A 20557-nucleotide genomic window follows, 5' to 3' on the forward strand; every position below is an offset into this window, starting at 1 on the left:
GGCGGACGTTTGCGACTCCGATGGTATCCGCGTGTCATCCCGACCGGCCGTACCCCTCCTCTCCCGGCGCGCGGCGCGGCCCGGGAAAGACGATCAAGAGAAGATGGGGCTGGCGAGCCACTGATAGTCGAGGTTCACCCAGCCGGCCGCCGTGTGCAGTGCCCCGAGTAGCCACAGGGTTCCCACGACGATGACGAAGGTGCCGATCCAGAACACCGATTGCACCGACCAGTGCTGCCGGCCGATCCACTCCATCCAGGCGTCGTACTTCGCGCGCGCGAACTTCAGCAGTCGGTGCGCCCACTCGAATTCCGACGCCAGAATTCCCAGTCCGAGAAAGACGATGAGCCAGCCGGGGCCCGGGTACGGGATCGCGACGACGCCGCAGAGCAGCACAATCGTGCCGACGACGGCGACCCCGATGCGATAGATGCGGCGCCACCGCGGGTTGGAACGCACCACGTACCGGCGATGACGCGCTCGGATCCGCAGGCGCTTCCACCACGACTCCGCCATGTTCCCCCTACATCGGACCCGTCAATGTCAAAAGTCGGGTCCAGGCTACCGAAGTCAGGCGTGTACACCCGGGCACGCGTTCCTAGGGGCGGTACCGCAGTCCGTCGAGCAGCAGCGCGACCAGCCGGGTCGCGGTGTCGTTGTCGCTGCCGGGAAACGGGACGCAGAGGTTCGCGATCGCCCCGAGCAGGTCCAGCGGGGCGACAGCGACGTCGGCACGGATCTCACCGCTGTTCGCGGCTTTCCCCAGCAGCGCACCGAGCGCGGGCGCCGCGTGGGAATGGAAGTACTCCGGGAGGGACGAGTACGCGGGATCGCCCGAGTGCAGCGCGCTCGCGAGACCGCGTTTGGTCTGCAGGAACTCGCGGTACCTCTGCACCCACCTCTCGAGGGCCTCCCCCGGCGCGTACTGCTCCGCGAGCGGACCCGCGGCGGCCACACACTCATCCAGTTCGTGACGGAAGACAGCGGCGACGAGGTCGGAGCGCAGCGGGAAGTGCCGGTACAGCGTCGCGGTTCCGACGCCGGCGCGTGCGGCGATCGACCGCACGCTGACATCCACTCCGTGAGCGGCGAACTCCTCTTTCGCCGCAGCCAGCAGGGCATCGACGTTGCGCTGGGCATCAGCACGGGGCATGGGCCTGTTTCCTCGCTGTCAGATCTCCGGGTTGATAAGTGGGACACTGTCCCATATCGTTAATCGGGACGACGTTCCACTTCTATCGTCGCACAGCATCCCACCGGGTGCGGACAAGGAGAGCGACATGCAGCACCGCACGTTGGGTCGAACCGGAATCCAGGTCAGCCCGTATGCATTGGGCGCGATGATGTTCGGCCAGGCCGGCAACCCCGACCACGACGACTCGATCCGCATCATCCACAAGGCGCTCGACGCCGGGATCAACGTCATCGACACGGCCGACATGTATTCCGGTGGCGAGTCGGAGGAAATCGTCGGCAAGGCCATCAAGGGACGCCGCGACGACCTGGTCATCGCCACCAAGTTCGGTCTGCCGATGGGCGACGACCCGAACCGGCGAGGCGGTTCCCGTCGATGGATCACGACCGCCGTCGAGGACTCCCTACGACGCCTGGGCACCGACCACATCGACCTCTATCAGATGCACCGCCCCGATCCGTCGACCGAGATCGGTGAGACCCTCTCCGTCCTGACCGATCTCGTCCGGGCCGGCAAGATCCGGGCTTTCGGCACCTCCGCCTTCCCCGCCTCCGACATGGTCGAAGCACAGTGGCAGTCGCGCGAACGCGGCCTGGAGTCGCCTAGCACCGAGCAGCCGAACTACTCGATCCTCGACCGCGGGATCGAACGCGAGATCCTCCCCGTTGCACAACGACACGGCATGGGTGTGCTGGTGTGGAGTCCCCTCGCACAGGGATTGCTCACCGGACGCGTCCGCAAGGGGCGGCCCATCGACCTGCGACGGGCAGAGCGGTTCACCCATCTCAGCGACGAACGCCGCATCGATGTCGTCGAACCGGGCACCGATGTGGGACGACTCGACATGGCCTACGACCCGCCGGCACTCCACGATCCGGGCACTTCGCCGACGCGCCGGCGGCAATCGCGCCGCGTCCCCCGCGACGCGGCCTGACGGACCGCCGGCCTCTCAGGCGACCGCGACGACGTCCTCCGGGCCGAGCGACTCGTCAACGGGAGGTCGGCGATCCCGTGTCCGATGCCCCGCCAAGAGGGTCACCACGACGGTCACGGCGAGCAACAACGGGTAGCAGCCGGCGTAGAGAAGGACCAGTGCGTGGTCGACAGGGCCCGGGTCGACCGCTCTCGGCATCATGAACAGCCCCAGCGAGATCGCATGATCCGAGGTCAGATATGGCCCGCTGTCCCACCAGTGCCGCCACCAGGTGAAGGTCAGCGCGACGACGCCGGCAGGCGCGAGCCAGTACCACCAGGACCGCCGCGAGCCGCCATGACGCAGGGCGAGATCGAAGGTCACCAGCAGCAACGGCACACACCACACCCAGTGGTGCCCCCACGCGAACGGCGACACCGCGCACATCGTCAATCCCACGATCGTCGCGGCCAGGAGCGGTTGCGACATCCGCCGGGCGACGACCGCGGCCCACAGTCCGAGTACTGCGACCACCAGCGCCGCGGGGACCCACAGCCACGACGGCGCCTCGAAGACCGGTCCGTCCGGGCCGGGATGGGTGAACCGCCGGACATCGAGGTGCGCCAGGATTTGCGAACCGAAGCCGCGGACCGACTGGTTGGCGGGCGAATCGGCACGGCCGATGCGGTCGGAATCGAACAGGTGACCAGCCCAGTACGCCCGGGCATCCGAACCGATGACGAGAAACCCGATTGCAACCGTGCCACCGAAGGTGGCGATCGCGGTGGCCGCCGCGCGCCACTGCCGGGTGACGAGCAGGTAGATGACGGCGAACAGCGGCATCAGCTTGAGTCCGGCGGCGATCCCGATTGCGATCCCTCGCCACCGCGAGTCGGCGCGCAGGAACACCAGGTCGGTCAGGATCAGCGCCATGATCACGAGATTGACCTGACCGAGCCAGATGGTGGTCCGCACGGGCTCGAGTGCGGTCACCCCGACAGAGAAGAGGACGGCGAAGCCGACGAGGCGAGCATCTAGTCGGTAACCCAGACTGCGGGTCCCCAACGTCGCCACGGCGACGAGTGCCGCGAAACAGACTGCCCACCAGACGATATGGGCGACACCGGCACTCAGGACGGCAAGCGGGACGAAAGCGATCGCCGCGAACGGCGGGTACGTGAAATGCAGGCGCCACAACACCGGCGCCTCGTAGAGGGGACGTGAGTCGAGCACGGCATCGGCGCCCGCACGGTAGACACGGACGTCGGTCGCGTTCTCGAACAGCCCGTAGAACGGATTGGTGTACGGAAAGGCGGTGATGTGCCAGACGATCACGCCGAGCGCCGCGATCCCGGCCAGCACGATCACCCACGTCGGGATGGGACGCGAGTGGACAGTCGGTGCCGGCACGCGGGCGAGATTACGCCCGAGCTGTGATCCAGGTCACGAGAAACGCCGACAGGTCCACGAGTCGTTGCCGATTCGCGTCGAACAACCCTAGATATGCGAAAAGCCCCGCCGAAGTTCTCGGCGGGGCTCTCCTCGGTGGTCCCGGCTGGGATCGAACCAGCGACCTTCCCGGTGTGAACGGGACGCTCTTCCACTGAGCCACGGGACCGTGTCGGGCGCCTGAAGTCTGTGACAGGGGCGCCTGCGCACGAGCCAGAAGATTACACGGCTTGCGCAGAGTTCCCAAATCGCCGACGTGCCCCACGTCACAGACGTTCGATTCGGCGGCCTCCGGTAATCACACGCTGGGAATTCGTCATTCCACATGCCCCTGACCTGCCGATTTGTAAAGTTCGGAACCGATCGCGTAAGTTTCTCTTCGCACCGCGAGCAGCAAGATCCACAAGATCGCTCGTGGGCATGCGGATGTAGCGCAGCTGGTAGCGCATCACCTTGCCAAGGTGAGGGTCGCGGGTTCGAATCCCGTCATCCGCTCGGCGCGAGTCGACCTCGCATCTGGTGGTGTGGCCGAGTGGTGAGGCAACGGCCTGCAAAGCCGTGTACACGGGTTCGATTCCCGTCGCCACCTCCACGCATCACAACTCAACACAGTCCCGCGCGATTAGCTCAGTGGGAGAGCGCTTCCCTGACACGGAAGAGGTCACAAGTTCAATCCTTGTATCGCGCACCACGAGAGAAGTCAGCCCCGGTCCCCGACCGGGGCTTTCTCTTGGCCACGCGGGCAGAATCATCGCTCGCGGACATGCGGATGTAGCGCAGCTGGTAGCGCATCACCTTGCCAAGGTGAGGGTCGCGGGTTCGAATCCCGTCATCCGCTCGCAGAACGGAAAGCCCCGGTCCCCCAGACCGGGGCTTTTCTGTGCCTTCCCCGAGCCTGCCGACGGCAAATCCGTGCCATGTGACCCAGATCTCGAATTCGGACATTTGACCCGCCCCTAGCGTCCGGATCCGGGTCGGGCTGGAAGGAACAGGTGAGGTAATGATCAAACGGGCAATGGTGACCGGGCTGGCGTCAGTCGCCGCCGCGGGACTCGCATTGTCCATCGCACCCGGTGTCGCGCAGGCTGCCGACAACGGTCAGCGAACGGGTCCCGTCCAGTTCTGGGCGGAGAACCTCGGCAACTGCAAGGTGAAGTCACCCTGACGAACGAAACCAGCATCACGTCCTACACGCTCGACTGGCGCATCGACGACGAGCCGCTGCGCGACGTCGACTACGCCGACTTCCAGGTCGGCCGGACCGGCGGGATGCACACGACCGTCGAGGACTACCCGAGGTGGCCGGATGACGAAGGCTTCATGGGCGCGAACGCCCCGGGCAACATCTGGATGGTGAAAGACCGTCCCGTGTCGACCGTCAGTTACATCAAAGATCTGAAGAACCTCAACGACTCCCCCTACAACCCACCGCTGCCGAATCCGGAAGCCGCGACGCACGACGTCGCCTACCGAATGGTCCTCGGCCCGCCCGGAAATCTCGGTGACGGCGGCCCCGAGTGGCTCGGAGACCGCAACTGGCATCACGTGACCGTGACCGGTTGCGCAGGCGGTGGAGGCGGCGGCTCGCTCGACGGCCTGTTCGGTTCCAGCTGAGTCCATCGCAAGGTTCGCGGGGCCGAAATCAGGTGACTTTCGGCCCCGCGATCGGGGCTCCCGACGGTTCTAGTCTGGGAACGTGCCCGCGATCGAGATCCGTGAGCTGGTCAAGTCGTTCGGCCATGTCAGGGCCCTCGACGGGTTCGACCTGACCGTCGCCGAGGGCGAGGTCCACGGCTTCCTGGGACCCAACGGCGCGGGCAAGACAACCACCATCCGGGTTCTGCTCGGGTTGCTGCGAGGGGACTCCGGCGTCGTCCGAGTTCTGGGTCGAGATCCCTGGCGCGACAACGTGAATCTGCACGGGCGGATCGCGTATGTGCCCGGCGAGGTGAATCTCTGGCCGGGTGTCACCGGCGGCGAGGTCATCGATCTCCTGTGCAACCTCCGCGGAGACCGCGACCGACGTCGTCGTGACGAGTTGATCGATCGTTTCGAACTCGACCCACGCAAGAAGTCGCGCACGTACTCCAAGGGCAATCGGCAGAAGGTCGCGCTGATCGCGGCCCTGGCCTCCGATGCCGAACTCCTTCTTCTCGACGAGCCGACCTCCGGCCTCGATCCGCTGAAAGAGGCCGAGTTCCAGCGGTGCATCGAGGAGGAACGCCGCAGCGGGCGCACCGTTCTCCTGTCGAGTCACATCCTGGCCCAGGTCGAGGCGCTCTGCGACCGGGTGACCCTGATCCGGGCCGGCCGGACGGTGGACAGCGGGTCACTGTCCGAGCTGCGTCACCTCGGTCGTCTCGAGATCAGTGCCGAGACCGCCGACGATCCCGCCGCCCTCGACGGCGTCCCGGGCGTGCACGACCTGACCCGCGACGGACACCGCATCCGCTGCACCGTCGACGCCGCCGCTCTCGACACGGTGGTCTGTGAGCTCGCCACCCTCGGCGTCCGCGATCTGGCCAGCGCCCCACCGACTCTGGAGGACATCTTCCTCCGGCACTACGGCGACTGAGGTCTGCGGAGAGTTCCGATGGCGGACATCGAGACGGTGCAGATCGCGGAGCCGACCTCGGCGAGAAGTGCCGGCCGGAGTGCCGACGCCACGGGTCTGCGCACACTCCTGAGGTTCTACCTCCGGCGCGAACGGGTCGCCCTCATCGCGTGGATCGGCGGAACCGCCGCTCTGGTGGGATTCCAGGCCGTCGCCAGCCAGAACCTCTACGACACCCCGGCGAAACTCGCGGCGCTGCGCGAGACCATCGGCGGGAGTCCGGCGGTCATCGCACTCAGCGGACCCGAAGAACTGCTCGCCACCATCGGCGGCGAAGCGGTGTTCGAGATATTCGGCTATGCCGCAATCGTTCTCGGGCTCATGTCGATGTTCCTCGTGGGTCGTCACACCCGCACCGACGAGGAGAACGGACGCGCCGAGCTACTCCGGTCGACGCGTGTCGGCCGCGATGCCCCGGTCGCCACAGCCCTCGCCCTCGCGGCCGTCGCGAACCTCGCTGCCGGCGTCGCCGTCGCGGTCACCGCCACCGCCACCGGTCTGCCGCTCGGCGGCTCGATCCTCTTCGGTGCGGCGCTGGCCGGGGTGGGTCTCACGTTCGCGACGCTCACCGCGCTCGCCGCCCAGATTTTCGAGAACCCGCGCAGCGTCTACGGATCCATCACCGCCATGCTCGGGTTGGCGTACGTCCTCCGCGCGGTGGGCGATGTGGGCAACGGGTTCGCGTCGTGGCTCTCCCCCATCGGCTGGGGCCAGCGCACATTCCCTTACGTCGATGACACCTGGTGGCCGCTTCTGATACCGCTCGTGGCGTCTCTGCTCACCGTCGCAGTGGCGGTGGCCGTCTCCGAACACCGCGACTTCGGGGCCGGGATCTTCGGAAACCGCGCCGGGCGCGCGGAGGCGTCATGGCTCCTGACCTCGACGACGGGACTCGCCTGGCGGCTGCACCGCGGGTCGACAGCCGCCTGGGCCACCGGGGTCTTCGTGCTGTCGGCGGCATACGGATCGTTCGGCGACGCGATCACCGACTTCATCGAAGACAATCCGCAGATCGCAGAGTTCCTGCCTGGCGGCGCCGAAGACGCCGTGGACGCGTACCTCGCGCTGACCCTCACGATCGCCGCTCTTCTGTCAGCCGGGTACGGCGTCAACAGCGCGCTGCGGGCCCGACGCGAGGAAACCGCAGAACTGGCGGAGTCGGTCGTGGCAGCGAACACCAACCGGCTGTCCTGGTTCGGCGGCCACGTCGCGATGGCACTCGGCGGGACCGCGATCGTCCTGGCCGCGGGTGCGCTCGGCGAGGGTCTCACCTACGGAATGACCGTCGACGACCCCGGTCAGATCCCACGTCTGCTCGCCGCGGCGGCGGTGTACGTCCCCGCGGTGTGGTTGATCGTCTCGGTCGCAGTGGCCTGCGTAGGTTCACTACCCAGGGCCGCCGCGGCCATCGCCTGGACGTACTTCGCGTACTGCCTCGTCGCCGAGATCCTCGCCGAGTCGTTCGACCTGCCGAAGTGGACACGCGCGGCGTCACCGTTCCGGCATCTACCGCAGGCCCCGCTCGATGCTGTGACGGCGAGTGGCATCGTCGCCGTCACGGGTCTCGCCGCTGTCGCGCTGGCCGTCGGCTTCGTCGGACTGGCCCGTCGCGACCTGGGGTAGACGCCGATCCGGACTCCTACTTGCGCAGGTCCTTGCGCAGGATCTTGCCCGACGCCGACTTCGGGATCGCCTCGATGAACTCCACCGCGCGAACCTTCTTGTGCGGGGCCACCTTCGACGCCACGAACTCCATCACCTCATCCTCGGTCAGCTCGGCCTCGGGCTGCTTGACGACAAACGCCTTGGGGATCTCCTCCCCCGACTCCGCATCGATCACACCGATGACGGCCGAGTCGGCGATCTTGTCGTGGGTCAGCAGCAGCGCCTCCAGCTCGGCCGGCGGCACCTGATAACCCTTGTACTTGATGAGCTCCTTGAGCCGATCGACGATGTAGACACACCCCGTCGGATCGACCTGCGCCATGTCGCCGGTGTGCAGGAAGCCGTCGGCGTCGATGGTGTCGGCGGTCGCCTGCTCGTTGTTGAGGTAGCCGAGCATCACGTTCGGCCCCTTCACCCACAGCTCACCCGGCTCGGACAGGCCCTCGGTAGGTATCGAGACCTCGTTCCCGGTGGCCGGGTCGACGATCTTGTTCTCCGAGTTCGGCACCGGCCAGCCCGTCGACGACAGCGGCGGGTCTTCGAGCCCGAGAAGGGCTTTCGCGTCGAACGGGATGATGTGGGACACCGGGGACAGCTCACTCATGCCGTAGCCCTGCAGCATGTGCAGATCCAGACGCTTGGCCACGGCCTGGCCCAGCTCGTCGTCGAGCGGGGCCGCACCCGACATCATCGTGTGCAGCGAGGACAGGTCGTAGTTGTCCACGATCGGATGCTTCGCGAGCGCCACCGCGACCGGCGGCGCGATGTAGGCCATCGTCACCTTGTGGTTCTGGATGTTCTCCAGGAACTCCACGAGGTCGAACCGCGGCATCACGACCAGTGAGGACCGGTTGAACAGCGCCGCGTTCAGCAGCACGGTCATGCCGTAGATGTGGAAGAACGGCAGCACCGCGATCACCACGTCGTCGGCGGTCATGCCCTGCAACGGCTTCAGTTGTGCGACGTTGGCGACCAGGTTCCGGTGCGAGAGTGCGACACCCTTCGGATTGCCGGTGGTCCCGGAACTGTAGGGCAACACCGCCACATGAGTGGCCGGATCGAAGGACACCTGGGGCGCCGGCAGTCCGGCGCCGAGGACCTCGGCGGCATTCGGATGGCCCGATGCCTCCTGCCCCTCACCGTCGAGGACGACGAGGCTCGCGTCGTCCAGCCCGACCTCGGCGACGGCGGCCTTCGCCTGCGTTGCCATCGGCGAGATCGTCACCAGCATCGTGGCGCCCGAATCCCGCAGCTGCTTGGCGATCTCGGGTGCGGTGAACAATGCGTTGATCGTCGTCGCCGTCGCACCCGCGCGGAGGATGCCGTGGAACACCGATGCGAACGCCGGGATGTTCGGCGAGAGGATGCCGACGACGTCACCCACTCCGATCCCCCGCGACGCCAGCCAGCCCGCGACCGCGTCGATCTGGGCGATCAGCTCCCGATACGACGTCGCCGCACCGGATTTCGGGTCCACCAGGGCGGTACGCCCGAGCTCGTCGTCGGCGATCGAGCCGAACAGGAACTGGTGGACGCTGACCTCGGGGATCTCGACGTCGGGGAACGGGCTGGTGAAACTCACGACACCTCCACAGGTGAATCGGTCGACCATTGATCGAGGATCTGCGTCAGGTCCGCGCTCGAGGACCCTGACGGCGTGGGCAAGGCGGTCCGGGAGAACCGCGGGGCGGGAGCGGGCTGCACGGTGTCGTCGACGGTGACATAGCTGCCGCGTTGCTGCGCAACGGGATCGGCGGCCGCCTCGTCGAAGTCGAGCACCGGGGTGAGGCATGCGTCGACGCCGGCGAACGCCTCGGACCACTCGTCGCGGGTACGGGTGGCGAACCGCGCGGCGAGCGCAGCGGAGATCACCGGCCAGTGCGCACGGTCCCATCGGTTAGGTAGGTCGGCGAGGCCGAGCGTGCCGATCAGGTTGCGCCAGAACTTCTCCTCGAGGGCACCGACGGCGACGAACCGGCCGTCCGCACACTCGTAGGTGGCGTAGAAGGGTGCGGAACCGTCGAGCAGGTTGCCCTCCGATCGAGACACCCAGCGTCCCGCCGCTTTCCACGACCACTGGAGTTGGGCGAGCAGACCGGCACCGTCGACCATCGCGGCGTCGACGACCTGCCCGTGTCCGGTCCGCGACCGGTCGTGCAGGGCGGCCAGCACGCCGACCACGAGCAGCATCGATCCCCCGCCGAAATCGCCGGCCAGGGACAGCGGCGGAATCGGTGGCGCTCCGGCCGGGCCCATCGCCTCGAGCACACCGGTCACAGCCAGATAGTTGATGTCGTGGCTGGCGAGCATCGCACGGTCGCCGTCCTGACCCCACCCGGTCATCCGGGCATACACGAGTTGCGGTGCATCGGCACAGATCTCGGGTCCGAGTCCGAGACGTTCCATCACGCCCGGCCGGAAACCTTCGATGAGGGTGTCGGCACGCAGGATCATCTCGCGGATGCGGTTCAGGTCGGCGGGGTCCTTGAGGTCGGCCTCGACGCTGCGTCGGGACCGGTAGAGACCGGCGTCCGCCTCGGCGATGCCGTCGGGGCCCGGGGCCTCGGGGCCGGGGCGTCGGATCCGGACGACGTCGGCGCCGAGGTCGGCGAGCATCATCGCGGCGTGCGGTGTCGGACCCAGGCCCGGCATCTCGACCACGCGCACGCCGGCGAGCGGACCGGTCACGAATCCGCCTGGTGGTGCAGCACGCCGCGGATCGTGAAATCGACGTAGTCGCTGACCAACTGGTCGACGTCGTGCTCGTCGCGCAGCCACCAGCTGATGCCGTTCATCAGGTCGAGCACGGCGATGGCGGACCGGTGGGCGTCGCGGGCCTCGAAGACACCCATCCGGGCGCCCGCCTCGATGACGTCACGGATGCGCCGCTGGTAGTACTTGCGGTAATCGGTGACCACCCGACGGTGTTCCGGCGTCAGCGCCGACAGTTCCCGCAGCGCGACGAGGTGTTCCACCCGGTACCGCGCGAGCCGGCGGATGTGCGCTTCGACCAGGCCGGTGAGGCGCTGGACGGGGCCGCCCTCGCCGTCGAGCACCAGCAGGTCCTGCTGCGGGTCCTCGGTCATCCGCAACGCGATGGCGTAGAGGATCTCCTCTTTGGAGTGGAAGTGGTTGTAGAGACTCGCGCCTCGCATGCCGACGGCCTCGGCGATGTCGCGCATTCCCGCGTTCGCGTAACCGTGTTCGGCGAAATACCGAGCGGCGGCCTCCACGATCTCGTCGCGACGGGTGCGCGGACGCTCCTCCGCCACCACCGGTTTCGCGGCAGTGTCGGCGGCGTCGTCAGCCCTGAGGGGTTCCATACGTCCTCCTCAACTCACGCTTGAGCAGCTTGCCCTGGGCGTCGGTCGGCAATTCATCGACGACGTGCACCGACTTGGGGACCTTGTATGACGCCAGATCGGCGCGGCAGTACTCACGAATGTCCTCCGCGGACACCGAGCTACCCGCACGCAGCACGACGAAGCCGGTGACGGCCTCGGACCAGTACGGATCGGGCAGGCCGACGACCGCGGCCCGCTCGACGTCGGGATGCGCCTGCAGCACACGCTCGACCTCCTGGGAGGCGACGTTGTATCCGCCGGTCTTGATCATGTCCTTGCGCCGGTCGCGGAAGAACATGTTGCCCTCGTCGTCGATGCGCACGATGTCGCCGGTGTGCACCCAGCCCCCCTTGAGGACCTGGGCGGTCTTCTCCGGGTCCTTGAAGTAACCGAGCATGACCGACGGTGTGCGACAGAGGAGTTCGCCTTCCTCGGCCTCGTTGCCGTCGGCGTCGACGACCCGGACCTCGAGGTGGCCGACCGGCTTGCCGATCCACGTCGGGTCCTGGTTGGGCACGTCCTCGAGTCGCTTGAACCATCCGACCGAGCCGAGCTGGGTGAGCTCGGACTGGCCCCAGTAGGTGCCCCACACCGACTCCGGTGTGGCGGTGGCCCAGGCGTCGACTGCGTGCGGGGACACCTGGCCGCCGTAGGTGAGGCAGCGGCGTACGGTGCCGACGGTGTCGGGCCCGAAGTCGGGGTGATTGGCCAGGGCGATGAAGAAGGTCGGGGTCTGGGCGAGCACCGAGATCTTCTCGTCGCGGATCATCCGCAGCGAGGTCGCCGGGTCGACCGCGGCCGGCAGCACGAGCGTGGCGCCGAGCAGGGTCAGCGAGGTCAGTGATCCGATACCCGCGATCGTGTGGAACGGCATGACGTACAGCCAGACGTCGTCGTTCAGACAGCGCAGACCCCAGGTGTACGCGGGCGCGGTGGAGATCAGGTAGTTGCGGTGCGCGATCTCGACGCCCTTGGGGGTCGACTCGGTGCCGCTGGTGTAGACGATCATCGCCAGGTCGTGTTCGTCGACGTCGCAGTCGGGTTCGGCGTCGTCGGCCCGTCCGACCAGTTCGTCGAAGGAGTTCCACGAGTCCGATGCGGGCTCCCCGACGACGAGGACCGAGATGCCGAGACTGTCGGCGATCGGGCCGGCCACGGGGGCCAGGTCGCGTTCGACGACGAGGACGGCGGGCTCGAGGTGACCCAGCTGCTGGGCGATCTCCTTCTCTCGGAACAGCGGGCTGACACCGGAGTACGCCGCGCCGACCTTCAGCGCACCGTAGTACGACGCCACGGTCTCGACGCGATTGCGGCTCATCACCGCGACCCGGTCGCCGCGGCGGACGCCGAGGTCGATGAGGACGTGCGCGACCCGGTTGGCCATGCGGTTGAGGTCGCCGTAGCTGGTCGACGTGCGACCGCCGGCGGCGTCGTAGGCGATGATCGCGGGCTTGTTGCCCTGCGACCGTGAGAGCCTGCGCAGCTGGTCACCGATCGTCGCGCGACCCAGCGGCGAGGTCTGGTTCTCGGTGAGCCTGCGGTCGGTGAGCTGTCCTTCTGGGGTCATGGCGGGCGCGCTCACGCGAACATCCGATTGTCGAAGCGGTCGAGGAAGGCGATCTCCTCGACGGGGCTGCGGGTGAGCTTGCGCGGGAAGCCGTTCTGTGGGTAGCCGACCGCGATGTGGGCCGCGGTGATGAATCCGTCCGGGATGCCGAGCAGGTCCTTGACCTCGTTCTCCGCTGCGCACAGCAGAGTCGTGAGTGCGGTGGCGACCCCCTGCTGACGCAGGGCGAGGGTCAGGTTCTGCACGCTCGGGTAGATCGACGCGCCGCCGACGACACTGAGCCGGCCGAGTTCGTGATCGGTGGGATGCAGTCCTTCCGCCTCGGCGCACACCACCACGAGCGCGGGCACCTCGGCGAGGTGATGAGCGAAGTAGTTGGCGCTCTCGATGGTCTTCGGGACCGCGCCCACCTTCTTGGAACCCTCGAGGATCGAGTTGTAGTAGGGCTCCCAGAAGGGGAGGTAGAGGTCGGCGAGCGCCTTCTTGGTGACGTCATCACGGACGACCACCCAGCGGACCGGCTGCCGGTTCCCGCCCTGCGGACCGAAGCGCGCGTCGTCGAACGCCCGGTAGAACACCTCGTCCTCGACGGGCTTGTCGCTGAAGTAGCGGCACGTGCCAGTAGTGCGCATTGCCTCGCTGAGTTCCATGTCAACCTCCGTGATCACTAACCGTTGTTAGTATGACTGGGGACACAGTTCCACACGAGACCACGGCCGTCAAGCATCGAAAATCGGCACTTTTCTCGTGTTGACGAACTGGGACTAACAGTGGTTAGTTGCAACCATGACTTCAGTTTCCCTTCGCCCGGAGACGCGTCCGGCCCCCTCGGAGATCCGGACCGCGGTCGACGCGGGCAACATCCCGACGCTGCTCGCCGTGCTGGTGGAGATGACCGGGGATCGCCGCTGGCTGGCCGATCGCTACCGCCCGACCCGCAGCCGTGGCATGGACGACAATTCGACCGGCGGCCTGCCCGAGGACGTACAGGCCGAGATCCGCGACGCCGTCGTCAACGCCCTCGAGGACTGGTACGAGCAAGGCTCACCGGCCCGCGTCCCGGCCGACGAGGAACTCGTCGCCACACTGATGTCGTTCACCGCCGGCGAACCGGTGGCACCGGAGTTCGCGCCGATGATGAGCGAGATCGTGCGGGGCGACCTGCGCGGCTCCCATCTGCCGGAACTGCCCGAAGACCTCGGTTCGACGATGAACGCCCTGGTCATCGGCGCCGGCGTGGCCGGGATGCTGATCTCCACGCAGCTCGCCGAGGCCGGCATCGAGCACACCGTCCTGGAGAAGAACGACGAGGTCGGCGGCTCCTGGTACGAGAACCAGTACCCGGGCGCCGGCGTCGACACCCCGAGCTACCTGTACTCGATCTCCTCCTTCGACCACGACTGGTCCACCCACTTCGGCAAACGCGACGAGGTCCAGGGCTACCTGCAGGCCTTCGCCGACCGTCACGCGGTGCGCGACCGCGTCCGGTTCGGCACCGAGGTCCTCTCCGCCGCCTACGATTCCGACACCCAGCAGTGGGTGGTGCGGGTCCGCGACCGGGACAGGAGCGAGAGCACCCTCACCTCGCGCATCCTCATCAGCGCGGTCGGCATCCTCAACCGGCCCAAGCTCCCCCGACTCGCCGGCATGGACACCTTCACCGGCCGGATGTTCCACTCCGCCCACTGGCCCACCGAACTCGACGAGCCCGGCGCCCTGACCGGCAAGCGCGTCGCCATCGTCGGCTCCGGCGCGTCGGCGATGCAGATCGGTCCCGCCATCGTCGACAAGGTCGGGTCGCTGACGGTCTTCCAGCGGTCGCCGCAGTGGATCGCCCCCAACGACGACTACTTCGCCCCGGTCGGCGACAACGTGCACTGGCTGATGAACAACCTGCCCGGGTACCGGGAGTGGTACCGCGCACGGCTGTCCTGGATCTTCAACGACAAGGTCCACTCGACCCTGCACGTCGACCCCGAATGGCCCGAACCCACCGCGTCGATCAACGCAGTGAACCACGGCCATCGCGAGTTCTACCTGCGGTACATGCGCGCCGAGCTCGGCGACCGCGACGATCTCGTCGAGCTGTCGACGCCGGACTACCCGCCCTTCGGCAAGCGAATGCTGTTGGACAACGGCTGGTTTCGCATGCTGCGGCAGCCGAACGTGGAGCTGGTGGGCCACGGCGTGGACTCCGTCACCGAGACCGGGCTCGTCGACTCCACCGGCCGGGCACACGACTTCGACATCATCGTCTTCGCGACCGGCTTCCACAGCGACCGCTACCTGTACCCGATGGACGTCGTCGGGCGCAGCGGCAAGACCACCGTCGAGGCCTGGGGCGATCACGACGCGTACGCCTACCTCGGCATCACCGCGCCGGACTTCCCGAACCTGTTCATCCTCACCGGCCCCAACACCGCACTCGGACACGGGGGCAGCTTCATCAGCATCCTCGAATACCAGGTGCGCTACGTCTGCGACGCCATCCGCGCCATGATCGAGCGCCGCCTCGGTGCTCTCGAGGTGCGTCGCGACGTCACCGACGAGTACAACGACGCCGTCGACCGCGCGCACGCACGCATGGTGTGGACACATCCCGCGATGACCAACTGGTATCGGAACCCCGACGGCCGGGTCGTCGCGGTGCTGCCGTGGCGGATCGTCGACTACTGGGCGAAGACCCGTCACGTCGATCTCGCCGATTTCCACACCGAGCCCATCACGGCCGAACCGCTCGATCCCTGAGGTCAGGCCCGGCGGCGACCGGACTACCGTGTCAGGCATGACCTCCGCACCGCTGATCACCCCGAACGAACTGCAGAAGCGCCTCGGCGAGGGGCGTCTGCGCATCGTCGACGCGACGGTTCACCTGAGCTTCGACGCCGACGGAGCGCACGTTGCCTCCGGTCGTGACACCTACGTCCAGGGTCACCTGCCGGGCGCGGTGTTCCTCGACCAGATAACCGAGTTGTCCGATCCGAACGGCGAGGCCCCGTTCGCGGCGGCGTCGTCGGAGAAGTTCGCGGCAGCGGTCGGCGCGGCCGGGATCGGCGACGACTCGACCGTCGTCGTCTACGACACGGTCAACGGCATCTGGGCGACGCGCCTGTGGTGGCAGTTCGGCCTGGAAGGTTTCGACGACGTCGTCGTCCTCGACGGTGGGTACGGCGCCTGGGTTGCGGCGGGACTCCCCACGGAGACCGGTGAATCCACCTACCCGGCAGCGACTTTCACCGCGCAGCGCCGCCCGGAACGGATCTTCTCGACCGACGAGGTGGTCGCGGCCACCGCGGATTCGTCGGTGCTGCTGGTCAACGCTCTCGACCGGGAGTCGTTCGCCGGCGGGCACATCCCGAGCAGCGTCAATGTCCCGTTCGGCGAACTCGTCGACGAGTCCGGGTCACTGAAGCCGCTCGAGGAACTGCGCGGACTGTTCGCCGACGCGGGCGCCCTCGACCCGTCGGTGCGACCGGTCACCTACTGCGGTGGCGGGATCGCCGCCACGGCAGCGGCATTCGCACTGAAGGCGCTCGGCCGCGATGATGTCGCGGTGTACGACGGGTCGATGAACGCCTGGACCGCCGACCCGGACCGTCCGCTGGCGTCGGGCGAATCGCGGTCGTGACGTCGACTCATCCCGGGGTGAGCGTCGAACTCGTCACCGATCCGGAGCGGGCGGCGTCGGTGGCCGAGGTCGCCGGCGCGACCTTTCCCCTGGCGTGCCCGCCGCATGCCGCCACCGAGGACATCGCGCAGTTCATCGCGACCAACCTCGGCGAGAGGAACTTTCGCGGGTACATCGCCGACCCGGATGCCGACGTGCTCGTCGCCCGGGACAGTGCGGACGGTCCGGTCATCGGGTACGCACTCGTGCTGCACGGCGATCCGTCGAATCCCGTTGTCGCCGACCTCGTCCCGGAGCGACCGGCGAGCGAGGTGTCGAAGATGTACGTGCTCCCCGACCATCATTCGCGTCCCGGCCTCAGCCCGTCACGCGCCCTGATGGACTCGGCGCTCGATCGTGCCCGCGACCGTGGCAGTGTCGTCGTCTGGCTCGGCGTGAACCAGCTCAACGAACGAGCCCAGAAGTTCTATGCCAAAACCGGTTTCACCCGCGCCGGGGTCCGAACCTTCGACCTCGGCGGGAGTGTCGAACACGATTACGTGTTCACGCAGAAGCTGTGACGCCGCTCGCCGGCGTGTTTCCGTCCCGCCGGCGTGTCTCCCTCCCGCTTGTCGGACTCGACAAGCGCGAGGGAAATGGTCACGCGGGAACGGACTCTCAGGCAGCCGATTCGGCGAACCGCGACAGGGCCAGCAGACGCGAGGTCGCGCGCAGGTACTTCTTGCGGTAGCCACCCGCGAGCATCTCGTCGGTGAAGATCTCGTCGAGCTTGGCGCCGGACACCGTCACCGGGACGTGCGCGTCGTAAAGGCGGTCGGCGAGCACCACGAGGCGCAGCGCCACCGACTGGTCCTTGGCGGGGTGGACACCGGTGATGCACACCAGCGAGACGCCGTCGACCAGGTCCTTGTACTTCGACGGATGCAGCGTGCTCAGGTGATCGCACAGCGCGTCGAAGTCGTCGAGGGTCGCACCCTCGGTGGAGTCGGCGATGTCGACCAGTTCGGACTCGGTGCGCGGGTCCGGGGCCGGCGGCAGGTCGCGGTGGCGGTAGTCGGGCCCGTCGACGCGGATCGTCTCGAACACCGCCGAGAGCTTGCGGATCTCGCGCAGGAAGTCCTGGGCCGCGAACCGGCCCTCGCCGAGTTGGCCGGGCAGGGTGTTCGAGGTGGCGACGACCGACACACCCTTCGCCGTGAGCTCGGTGAGCAGGCGCGAAACGAGCATGGTGTCGCCGGGATCGTCGAGTTCGAACTCGTCGATGCAGAGGACGGTGTGCTTCGAGAGACGCTCGACGGCGTTCACGAAGCCCAGCGCGCCGACCACGTGGGTGACCTCGACGAAGGTCGCGAACGACTTCGGCTCGGGCATGGAGTGGTAGATCGAGGCCAGGAGGTGGGTCTTGCCGACGCCGAACCCGCCGTCGAGGTACAGGCCGATCCCCTGCGAGGGCGCCTTGCGGGAGAACAGGCCCTTCTTCCCGGAGCGGGCCTTGGAGGCCCGGGCGACGAAGTCGCGTGCCTTGGCGACCGCCTGGGCCTGCGACGGCTCCTTCGGATCGGGAATGTAGGAGTCGAAGCTCACGTCGTCGAAGGTCGACGGAGGCACCATCTCATCGATGAGTGCGTCCGGCGAGGTCGCAGGGTTGCGATCGCAAAGTCGGGCCGCCATGTGTGGAGAGTAGCGATCTCCGGAAGTATGGATGCATGTTCCACCTGCAGAAAGCGACCCAGGTCACATCCGCCGAGTCCGGCGAGAAGGGGAACGAGACACTGCTCGGCCTGGCCGAGCACTACCGCTATCCACCGCGGCCGTCGGAGGGGCCCGGCGCCACGGCACCTTTCGTCCGGGCCAACATGGTCGCCTCCATCGACGGCGCGGCCACCCACGACGGGAAGTCGGGCGGACTCGGCGGTGACGGGGACAGGACCGTCTTCCGGGTCCTGCGCGGACTCGCCGACGTGATCCTCGTCGGCGCCGGGACCGCGACGACCGAGGGGTACCGCCAGCCGCAACCCGACTCCGCGTTCGCCGACCTCCGAGAAGCGAACGGACAGGCGCCCGCACCCGCGTTCGCCCTGGTGTCGCGGTCGCTCTCGATCCCGCCGGACTATCCGCCGCTGAGCCACCCCGACACCGTCGTACTCACCTGCGCGTCGGCCCCCGCGGAGCGCCGCGCCGCGCTCGTCGACGCCGGCGCCACCCTGATCGACTGCGGTGAGGACGACGTCGACACCTCGGCGCTGATCGAGACCTGCGGTGAGCTGGGCCGGCCGCGGGTGCTCTGCGAGGGCGGCCCGAGCCTGCTCGGTTCGATCATCGCCGACGACCTGCTCGACGAGCTGTGCCTGACGACCAGTCCCCATCTGGCCGGCGGGAATGCCGGCCGCATCGCGGTGCGGACCGGCGACGGGAAGGACGAGTCCGCCGCACTCAAGGGGATGTCACCGGCCGCGATCATCACCGACGACGACGGTTACGTCTTCACCCGCTGGCTGCGTCACGGCCGATCGTCCATCCACTGACCGATCCGAACGGATCACTGCACGGCCGTCGCCCGGCGTCGTTGACTACGCTCGCGGACATGCGAAGAGCGCACGCCGTCACGGCAGTCCTGGGTGTGATCGTCGCGATCGGAGTGTCGTCGTGCGCCGTAGGCCCCGACCGCGGTCCCGACCTCATCCCCGGTGGCGGCGGCGGTCAGGGTCCGGCCCCCTCGTCCTCGGCACCGCCCCCGGCGCCTGCGCTCGCCGTGCCGAAGGCCGACCTCGATTGGTCGGACTGCGCGGCAGGGACCGCCGGACGCTTCGGCATCGCCCGCCCGGCCGGGGTGACCGTCGAATGTGCTGAGTTCGACTCCCCTGTCGACCGGAACAAGCCCGACGGCGAGGTCGTTCGCATCGCCGCGACCCGGGCCCGCACCGCCGCGACACCCGCTGACGCCCCGCCGCTCGTCCTCACCTCGGGGTCGGATCTCCCGTCGTCGCGGACCCTGATGGTGATGTCCACCGGCCCCGGACGGGCGTTCCTCGACGCCCACCCGGTGGTGGCCGTCGACCACCGCGGCATCCCCCAGAGCGGGGACCTCGACTGCATGACCCGGCTCGAGCGGAACACGATCGCCGACAACGGACTCACCGCACGCGGGACCAGCACGCAGGCGCGCATCTCCCGGCTCGCCTCGGCTGCGTCGTCGGCCTCGGACGGCTGCACCGAGACGCTGACGCCGTACCAGCTCAACTTCGGCGCACAGTTCGCCGCCGCCGACCTCGAGACCCTCCGGCAGCGCTGGGGCGTCGAGCACCTGGGTCTCATCGGTGTCGGTGAGGGCTCCGACGTCGTCCTGGCGTACTCCTCCCTCTACGGCGGCCGCGCGGGCCGCATCATCCTCGACACCCCGACGCCGTTCGGCGCGAACGCCCGCGATCGCGCGCAACTGCGCGCACAGGGAGTCCAGACCGCGCTGCAGGGATTCGCGCAGCGATGCTCGACGCTGGACGGCTGCACACTCGGCACCAACGGAGTGCGGGTGATGACCGGCCTGCTCGCCAAGGCCAGGGACGGACGCCTCGACGGACTGTCGGACACCACCGCACTCAACGCGATCACCACGACACTCGCGCTCGCCTCCGAACGCCCCGAGTCACTGGTCGACCTGTCCCGCGCCATCACCGCCGCCGACCGCGGCGACACCGGTGCGCTCGTCCGGCTCGCCGATCGGGCCGCGACCCTGCGGACGACCGACGGAGCTCTGGTGTCGCGGTGCAACGACGTCACCGGCCCGGTGGGCCAGAACGAGATCCCCGGACTCGTCGAGGCCTGGACCAAACAGAATCCGCTGACCGGCTCCGACAGCGCCCTGTCGCTGGTGCGATGCAACGGCTGGGCGTCGGGCAGCGCGGTCCGTCCGCCGTCGTCGTTGCCCGCCGACCCACTGGTCCTCAACGGCACCCGGGATCCGGTGAACGGTGGCGACGGCGCGAACACGCTCGTCCCGCTGTTCATGAACGCCGGGGCCGAGCCGGTGACCGTCAGCTGGGACGGGCTGGGCTTCTCGGTCCTGGGTCGCAGCGCCTGCGCCGCCCAGGTGGCGGTCGAGTACGTGAAGAAGACGCCCCTCGGGGGACCCACCCAGCGCGGCTGCCCCACCTGAGTCGAGCGGATCGGTGCTGGCCCGGAGGG

Annotated in this window: 19 protein-coding genes and 5 tRNA genes; 14 read left to right on the forward strand and 10 right to left on the reverse strand. The window is 68.0% G+C overall.

Going from position 1 to position 20557, the window contains the following annotated elements; genetic code table 11:
• Positions 1-93 precede the first annotated feature (93 nt).
• Both M1L58_RS01015 and M1L58_RS01020 read right to left on the reverse strand, forming a co-directional pair.
• On the reverse strand, positions 94-516 hold the full coding sequence (locus M1L58_RS01015) for a TIGR02611 family protein (RefSeq protein WP_006866382.1): 423 nt from the start codon (positions 514-516) through the stop codon (positions 94-96).
• Positions 517-598: 82 nt separating this feature from the next.
• Complete coding sequence (locus M1L58_RS01020; protein WP_248657516.1) at positions 599-1153, reverse strand: TetR/AcrR family transcriptional regulator; 555 nt, start codon at positions 1151-1153, stop codon at positions 599-601.
• Positions 1154-1280: 127 nt separating this feature from the next.
• On the opposite strand from M1L58_RS01020, the gene M1L58_RS01025 reads away from it, so the two are divergent.
• A complete protein-coding gene (locus M1L58_RS01025) occupies positions 1281-2129 on the forward strand; it encodes an aldo/keto reductase (RefSeq protein WP_248657517.1) in 849 nt (282 codons plus the stop codon).
• 15 nt (positions 2130-2144) lie between these two features.
• Here M1L58_RS01025 and M1L58_RS01030 read toward each other — a convergent pair whose 3' ends face one another.
• Both M1L58_RS01030 and M1L58_RS01035 read right to left on the reverse strand, forming a co-directional pair.
• Complete coding sequence (locus tag M1L58_RS01030; protein WP_248657518.1) at positions 2145-3518, reverse strand: glycosyltransferase 87 family protein; 1374 nt, start codon at positions 3516-3518, stop codon at positions 2145-2147.
• 136 nt (positions 3519-3654) lie between these two features.
• A tRNA-Val gene (locus tag M1L58_RS01035) sits at positions 3655-3726 on the reverse strand.
• Positions 3727-3979: 253 nt separating this feature from the next.
• Between M1L58_RS01035 and M1L58_RS01040 the strand changes: the two genes are divergently transcribed.
• The 8 genes from M1L58_RS01040 to M1L58_RS01075 all read left to right on the forward strand — a co-directional run bounded on the left by M1L58_RS01040 (position 3980) and on the right by M1L58_RS01075 (position 7794).
• Positions 3980-4052 (forward strand) — tRNA-Gly (locus tag M1L58_RS01040).
• Positions 4053-4075: 23 nt separating this feature from the next.
• Positions 4076-4149, forward strand: a tRNA-Cys gene (locus M1L58_RS01045).
• Positions 4150-4173: 24 nt separating this feature from the next.
• Positions 4174-4248, forward strand: a tRNA-Val gene (locus M1L58_RS01050).
• Between the two features lie 74 nt (positions 4249-4322).
• Positions 4323-4395, forward strand: a tRNA-Gly gene (locus M1L58_RS01055).
• 162 nt (positions 4396-4557) lie between these two features.
• Positions 4558-4722, forward strand: coding sequence for a hypothetical protein (locus tag M1L58_RS01060; protein WP_248657519.1), 165 nt, complete (start codon positions 4558-4560; stop codon positions 4720-4722).
• 104 nt (positions 4723-4826) lie between these two features.
• Positions 4827-5171, forward strand: a complete 345-nt coding sequence (locus M1L58_RS01065; protein ID WP_248657520.1) for a hypothetical protein — start codon at positions 4827-4829, stop codon at positions 5169-5171.
• An 82-nt stretch (positions 5172-5253) separates the two neighbouring features.
• The gene (locus M1L58_RS01070) at positions 5254-6132 is read left to right on the forward strand and encodes an ABC transporter ATP-binding protein (protein WP_248657521.1); all 879 of its coding nucleotides are present in this window, start codon (positions 5254-5256) and stop codon (positions 6130-6132) included.
• An 18-nt stretch (positions 6133-6150) separates the two neighbouring features.
• Positions 6151-7794: an ABC transporter permease gene (locus tag M1L58_RS01075; protein WP_248657522.1), complete on the forward strand. Its 1644-nt coding sequence runs from the start codon at positions 6151-6153 to the stop codon at positions 7792-7794.
• Between the two features lie 16 nt (positions 7795-7810).
• Here the strand turns inward: M1L58_RS01075 and M1L58_RS01080 are convergent, their stop codons facing one another.
• The 5 genes from M1L58_RS01080 to M1L58_RS01100 are packed head-to-tail and all read right to left on the reverse strand — an operon-like array spanning position 7811 to position 13397.
• Positions 7811-9418 (reverse strand): 4-coumarate--CoA ligase family protein, encoded by a 1608-nt coding sequence (locus M1L58_RS01080; protein ID WP_248657523.1) that lies wholly within the window; start codon positions 9416-9418, stop codon positions 7811-7813.
• A complete protein-coding gene (locus M1L58_RS01085) occupies positions 9415-10524 on the reverse strand; it encodes a CaiB/BaiF CoA transferase family protein (RefSeq protein ID WP_248657524.1) in 1110 nt (369 codons plus the stop codon). Before M1L58_RS01085 ends, M1L58_RS01080 begins: the two co-directional genes overlap by 4 nt.
• The gene (locus M1L58_RS01090) at positions 10521-11159 is read right to left on the reverse strand and encodes a TetR/AcrR family transcriptional regulator (protein ID WP_154882363.1); all 639 of its coding nucleotides are present in this window, start codon (positions 11157-11159) and stop codon (positions 10521-10523) included. The genes M1L58_RS01085 and M1L58_RS01090 overlap by 4 nt, the downstream gene beginning before the upstream one ends.
• Entirely contained in the window at positions 11140-12747 is a 1608-nt protein-coding gene (locus M1L58_RS01095; protein ID WP_282578222.1) for a class I adenylate-forming enzyme family protein, read from the reverse strand. The genes M1L58_RS01090 and M1L58_RS01095 overlap by 20 nt, the downstream gene beginning before the upstream one ends.
• Before the next feature lie 11 nt (positions 12748-12758).
• Positions 12759-13397, reverse strand: a complete 639-nt coding sequence (locus M1L58_RS01100; RefSeq protein ID WP_006866393.1) for a nitroreductase family protein — start codon at positions 13395-13397, stop codon at positions 12759-12761.
• Positions 13398-13533: 136 nt separating this feature from the next.
• On the opposite strand from M1L58_RS01100, the gene M1L58_RS01105 reads away from it, so the two are divergent.
• Genes M1L58_RS01105 through M1L58_RS01115 form a run of 3 tightly spaced genes read left to right on the forward strand, consistent with a single transcriptional unit; the run spans position 13534 to position 16935 of the window.
• The gene (locus M1L58_RS01105; protein WP_248657526.1) at positions 13534-15495 is read left to right on the forward strand and encodes a flavin-containing monooxygenase; all 1962 of its coding nucleotides are present in this window, start codon (positions 13534-13536) and stop codon (positions 15493-15495) included.
• Between the two features lie 37 nt (positions 15496-15532).
• Entirely contained in the window at positions 15533-16375 is an 843-nt protein-coding gene (locus M1L58_RS01110; protein ID WP_248657527.1) for a sulfurtransferase, read from the forward strand.
• Positions 16372-16935 carry a GNAT family N-acetyltransferase gene (locus tag M1L58_RS01115; protein ID WP_248657528.1) on the forward strand — a complete coding sequence of 188 codons (564 nt, stop codon included), beginning with the start codon at positions 16372-16374 and terminating at the stop codon, positions 16933-16935. Before M1L58_RS01110 ends, M1L58_RS01115 begins: the two co-directional genes overlap by 4 nt.
• A gap of 97 nt (positions 16936-17032) precedes the next feature.
• On the opposite strand, the gene zapE is transcribed toward M1L58_RS01115, so the two are convergent.
• Positions 17033-18046: a cell division protein ZapE gene (gene zapE, locus M1L58_RS01120; protein WP_040535850.1), complete on the reverse strand. Its 1014-nt coding sequence runs from the start codon at positions 18044-18046 to the stop codon at positions 17033-17035.
• Between the two features lie 35 nt (positions 18047-18081).
• On the opposite strand from zapE, the gene M1L58_RS01125 reads away from it, so the two are divergent.
• Together M1L58_RS01125 and M1L58_RS01130 are read left to right on the forward strand one after the other, a co-directional pair.
• Positions 18082-18900, forward strand: a complete 819-nt coding sequence (locus M1L58_RS01125) for a pyrimidine reductase family protein (protein ID WP_248657529.1) — start codon at positions 18082-18084, stop codon at positions 18898-18900.
• A gap of 59 nt (positions 18901-18959) precedes the next feature.
• Complete coding sequence (locus tag M1L58_RS01130) at positions 18960-20528, forward strand: alpha/beta fold hydrolase (protein ID WP_248657530.1); 1569 nt, start codon at positions 18960-18962, stop codon at positions 20526-20528.
• The last annotated feature ends 29 nt before the right edge of the window (positions 20529-20557 follow it).

The sequence above is a fragment of the Gordonia sp. C13 genome (assembly GCF_023218005.1).
Lineage (GTDB): Bacteria > Actinomycetota > Actinomycetes > Mycobacteriales > Mycobacteriaceae > Gordonia > Gordonia namibiensis.

What these genes read in the sequence shown, in the direction of transcription:
- M1L58_RS01110 (WP_248657527.1), top strand. Translation starts at nt 15,533, where the DNA reads ATGACCTCCGCACCGCTGATCACCCCGAACGAACTGCAGAAGCGCCTC.
- M1L58_RS01065 (WP_248657520.1), top strand. Translation starts at nt 4,827, where the DNA reads ATGCACACGACCGTCGAGGACTACCCGAGGTGGCCGGATGACGAAGGC.
- M1L58_RS01060 (WP_248657519.1), top strand. Translation starts at nt 4,558, where the DNA reads ATGATCAAACGGGCAATGGTGACCGGGCTGGCGTCAGTCGCCGCCGCG.
- M1L58_RS01015 (WP_006866382.1), bottom strand. Translation starts at nt 516, where the DNA reads ATGGCGGAGTCGTGGTGGAAGCGCCTGCGGATCCGAGCGCGTCATCGC.
- zapE (WP_040535850.1), bottom strand. Translation starts at nt 18,046, where the DNA reads ATGGCGGCCCGACTTTGCGATCGCAACCCTGCGACCTCGCCGGACGCA.
- M1L58_RS01105 (WP_248657526.1), top strand. Translation starts at nt 13,534, where the DNA reads ATGACTTCAGTTTCCCTTCGCCCGGAGACGCGTCCGGCCCCCTCGGAG.
- M1L58_RS01090 (WP_154882363.1), bottom strand. Translation starts at nt 11,159, where the DNA reads ATGGAACCCCTCAGGGCTGACGACGCCGCCGACACTGCCGCGAAACCG.
- M1L58_RS01075 (WP_248657522.1), top strand. Translation starts at nt 6,151, where the DNA reads ATGGCGGACATCGAGACGGTGCAGATCGCGGAGCCGACCTCGGCGAGA.
- M1L58_RS01020 (WP_248657516.1), bottom strand. Translation starts at nt 1,153, where the DNA reads ATGCCCCGTGCTGATGCCCAGCGCAACGTCGATGCCCTGCTGGCTGCG.
- M1L58_RS01130 (WP_248657530.1), top strand. Translation starts at nt 18,960, where the DNA reads ATGCGAAGAGCGCACGCCGTCACGGCAGTCCTGGGTGTGATCGTCGCG.
- M1L58_RS01100 (WP_006866393.1), bottom strand. Translation starts at nt 13,397, where the DNA reads ATGGAACTCAGCGAGGCAATGCGCACTACTGGCACGTGCCGCTACTTC.
- M1L58_RS01095 (WP_282578222.1), bottom strand. Translation starts at nt 12,747, where the DNA reads ATGACCCCAGAAGGACAGCTCACCGACCGCAGGCTCACCGAGAACCAG.
- M1L58_RS01125 (WP_248657529.1), top strand. Translation starts at nt 18,082, where the DNA reads ATGTTCCACCTGCAGAAAGCGACCCAGGTCACATCCGCCGAGTCCGGC.
- M1L58_RS01025 (WP_248657517.1), top strand. Translation starts at nt 1,281, where the DNA reads ATGCAGCACCGCACGTTGGGTCGAACCGGAATCCAGGTCAGCCCGTAT.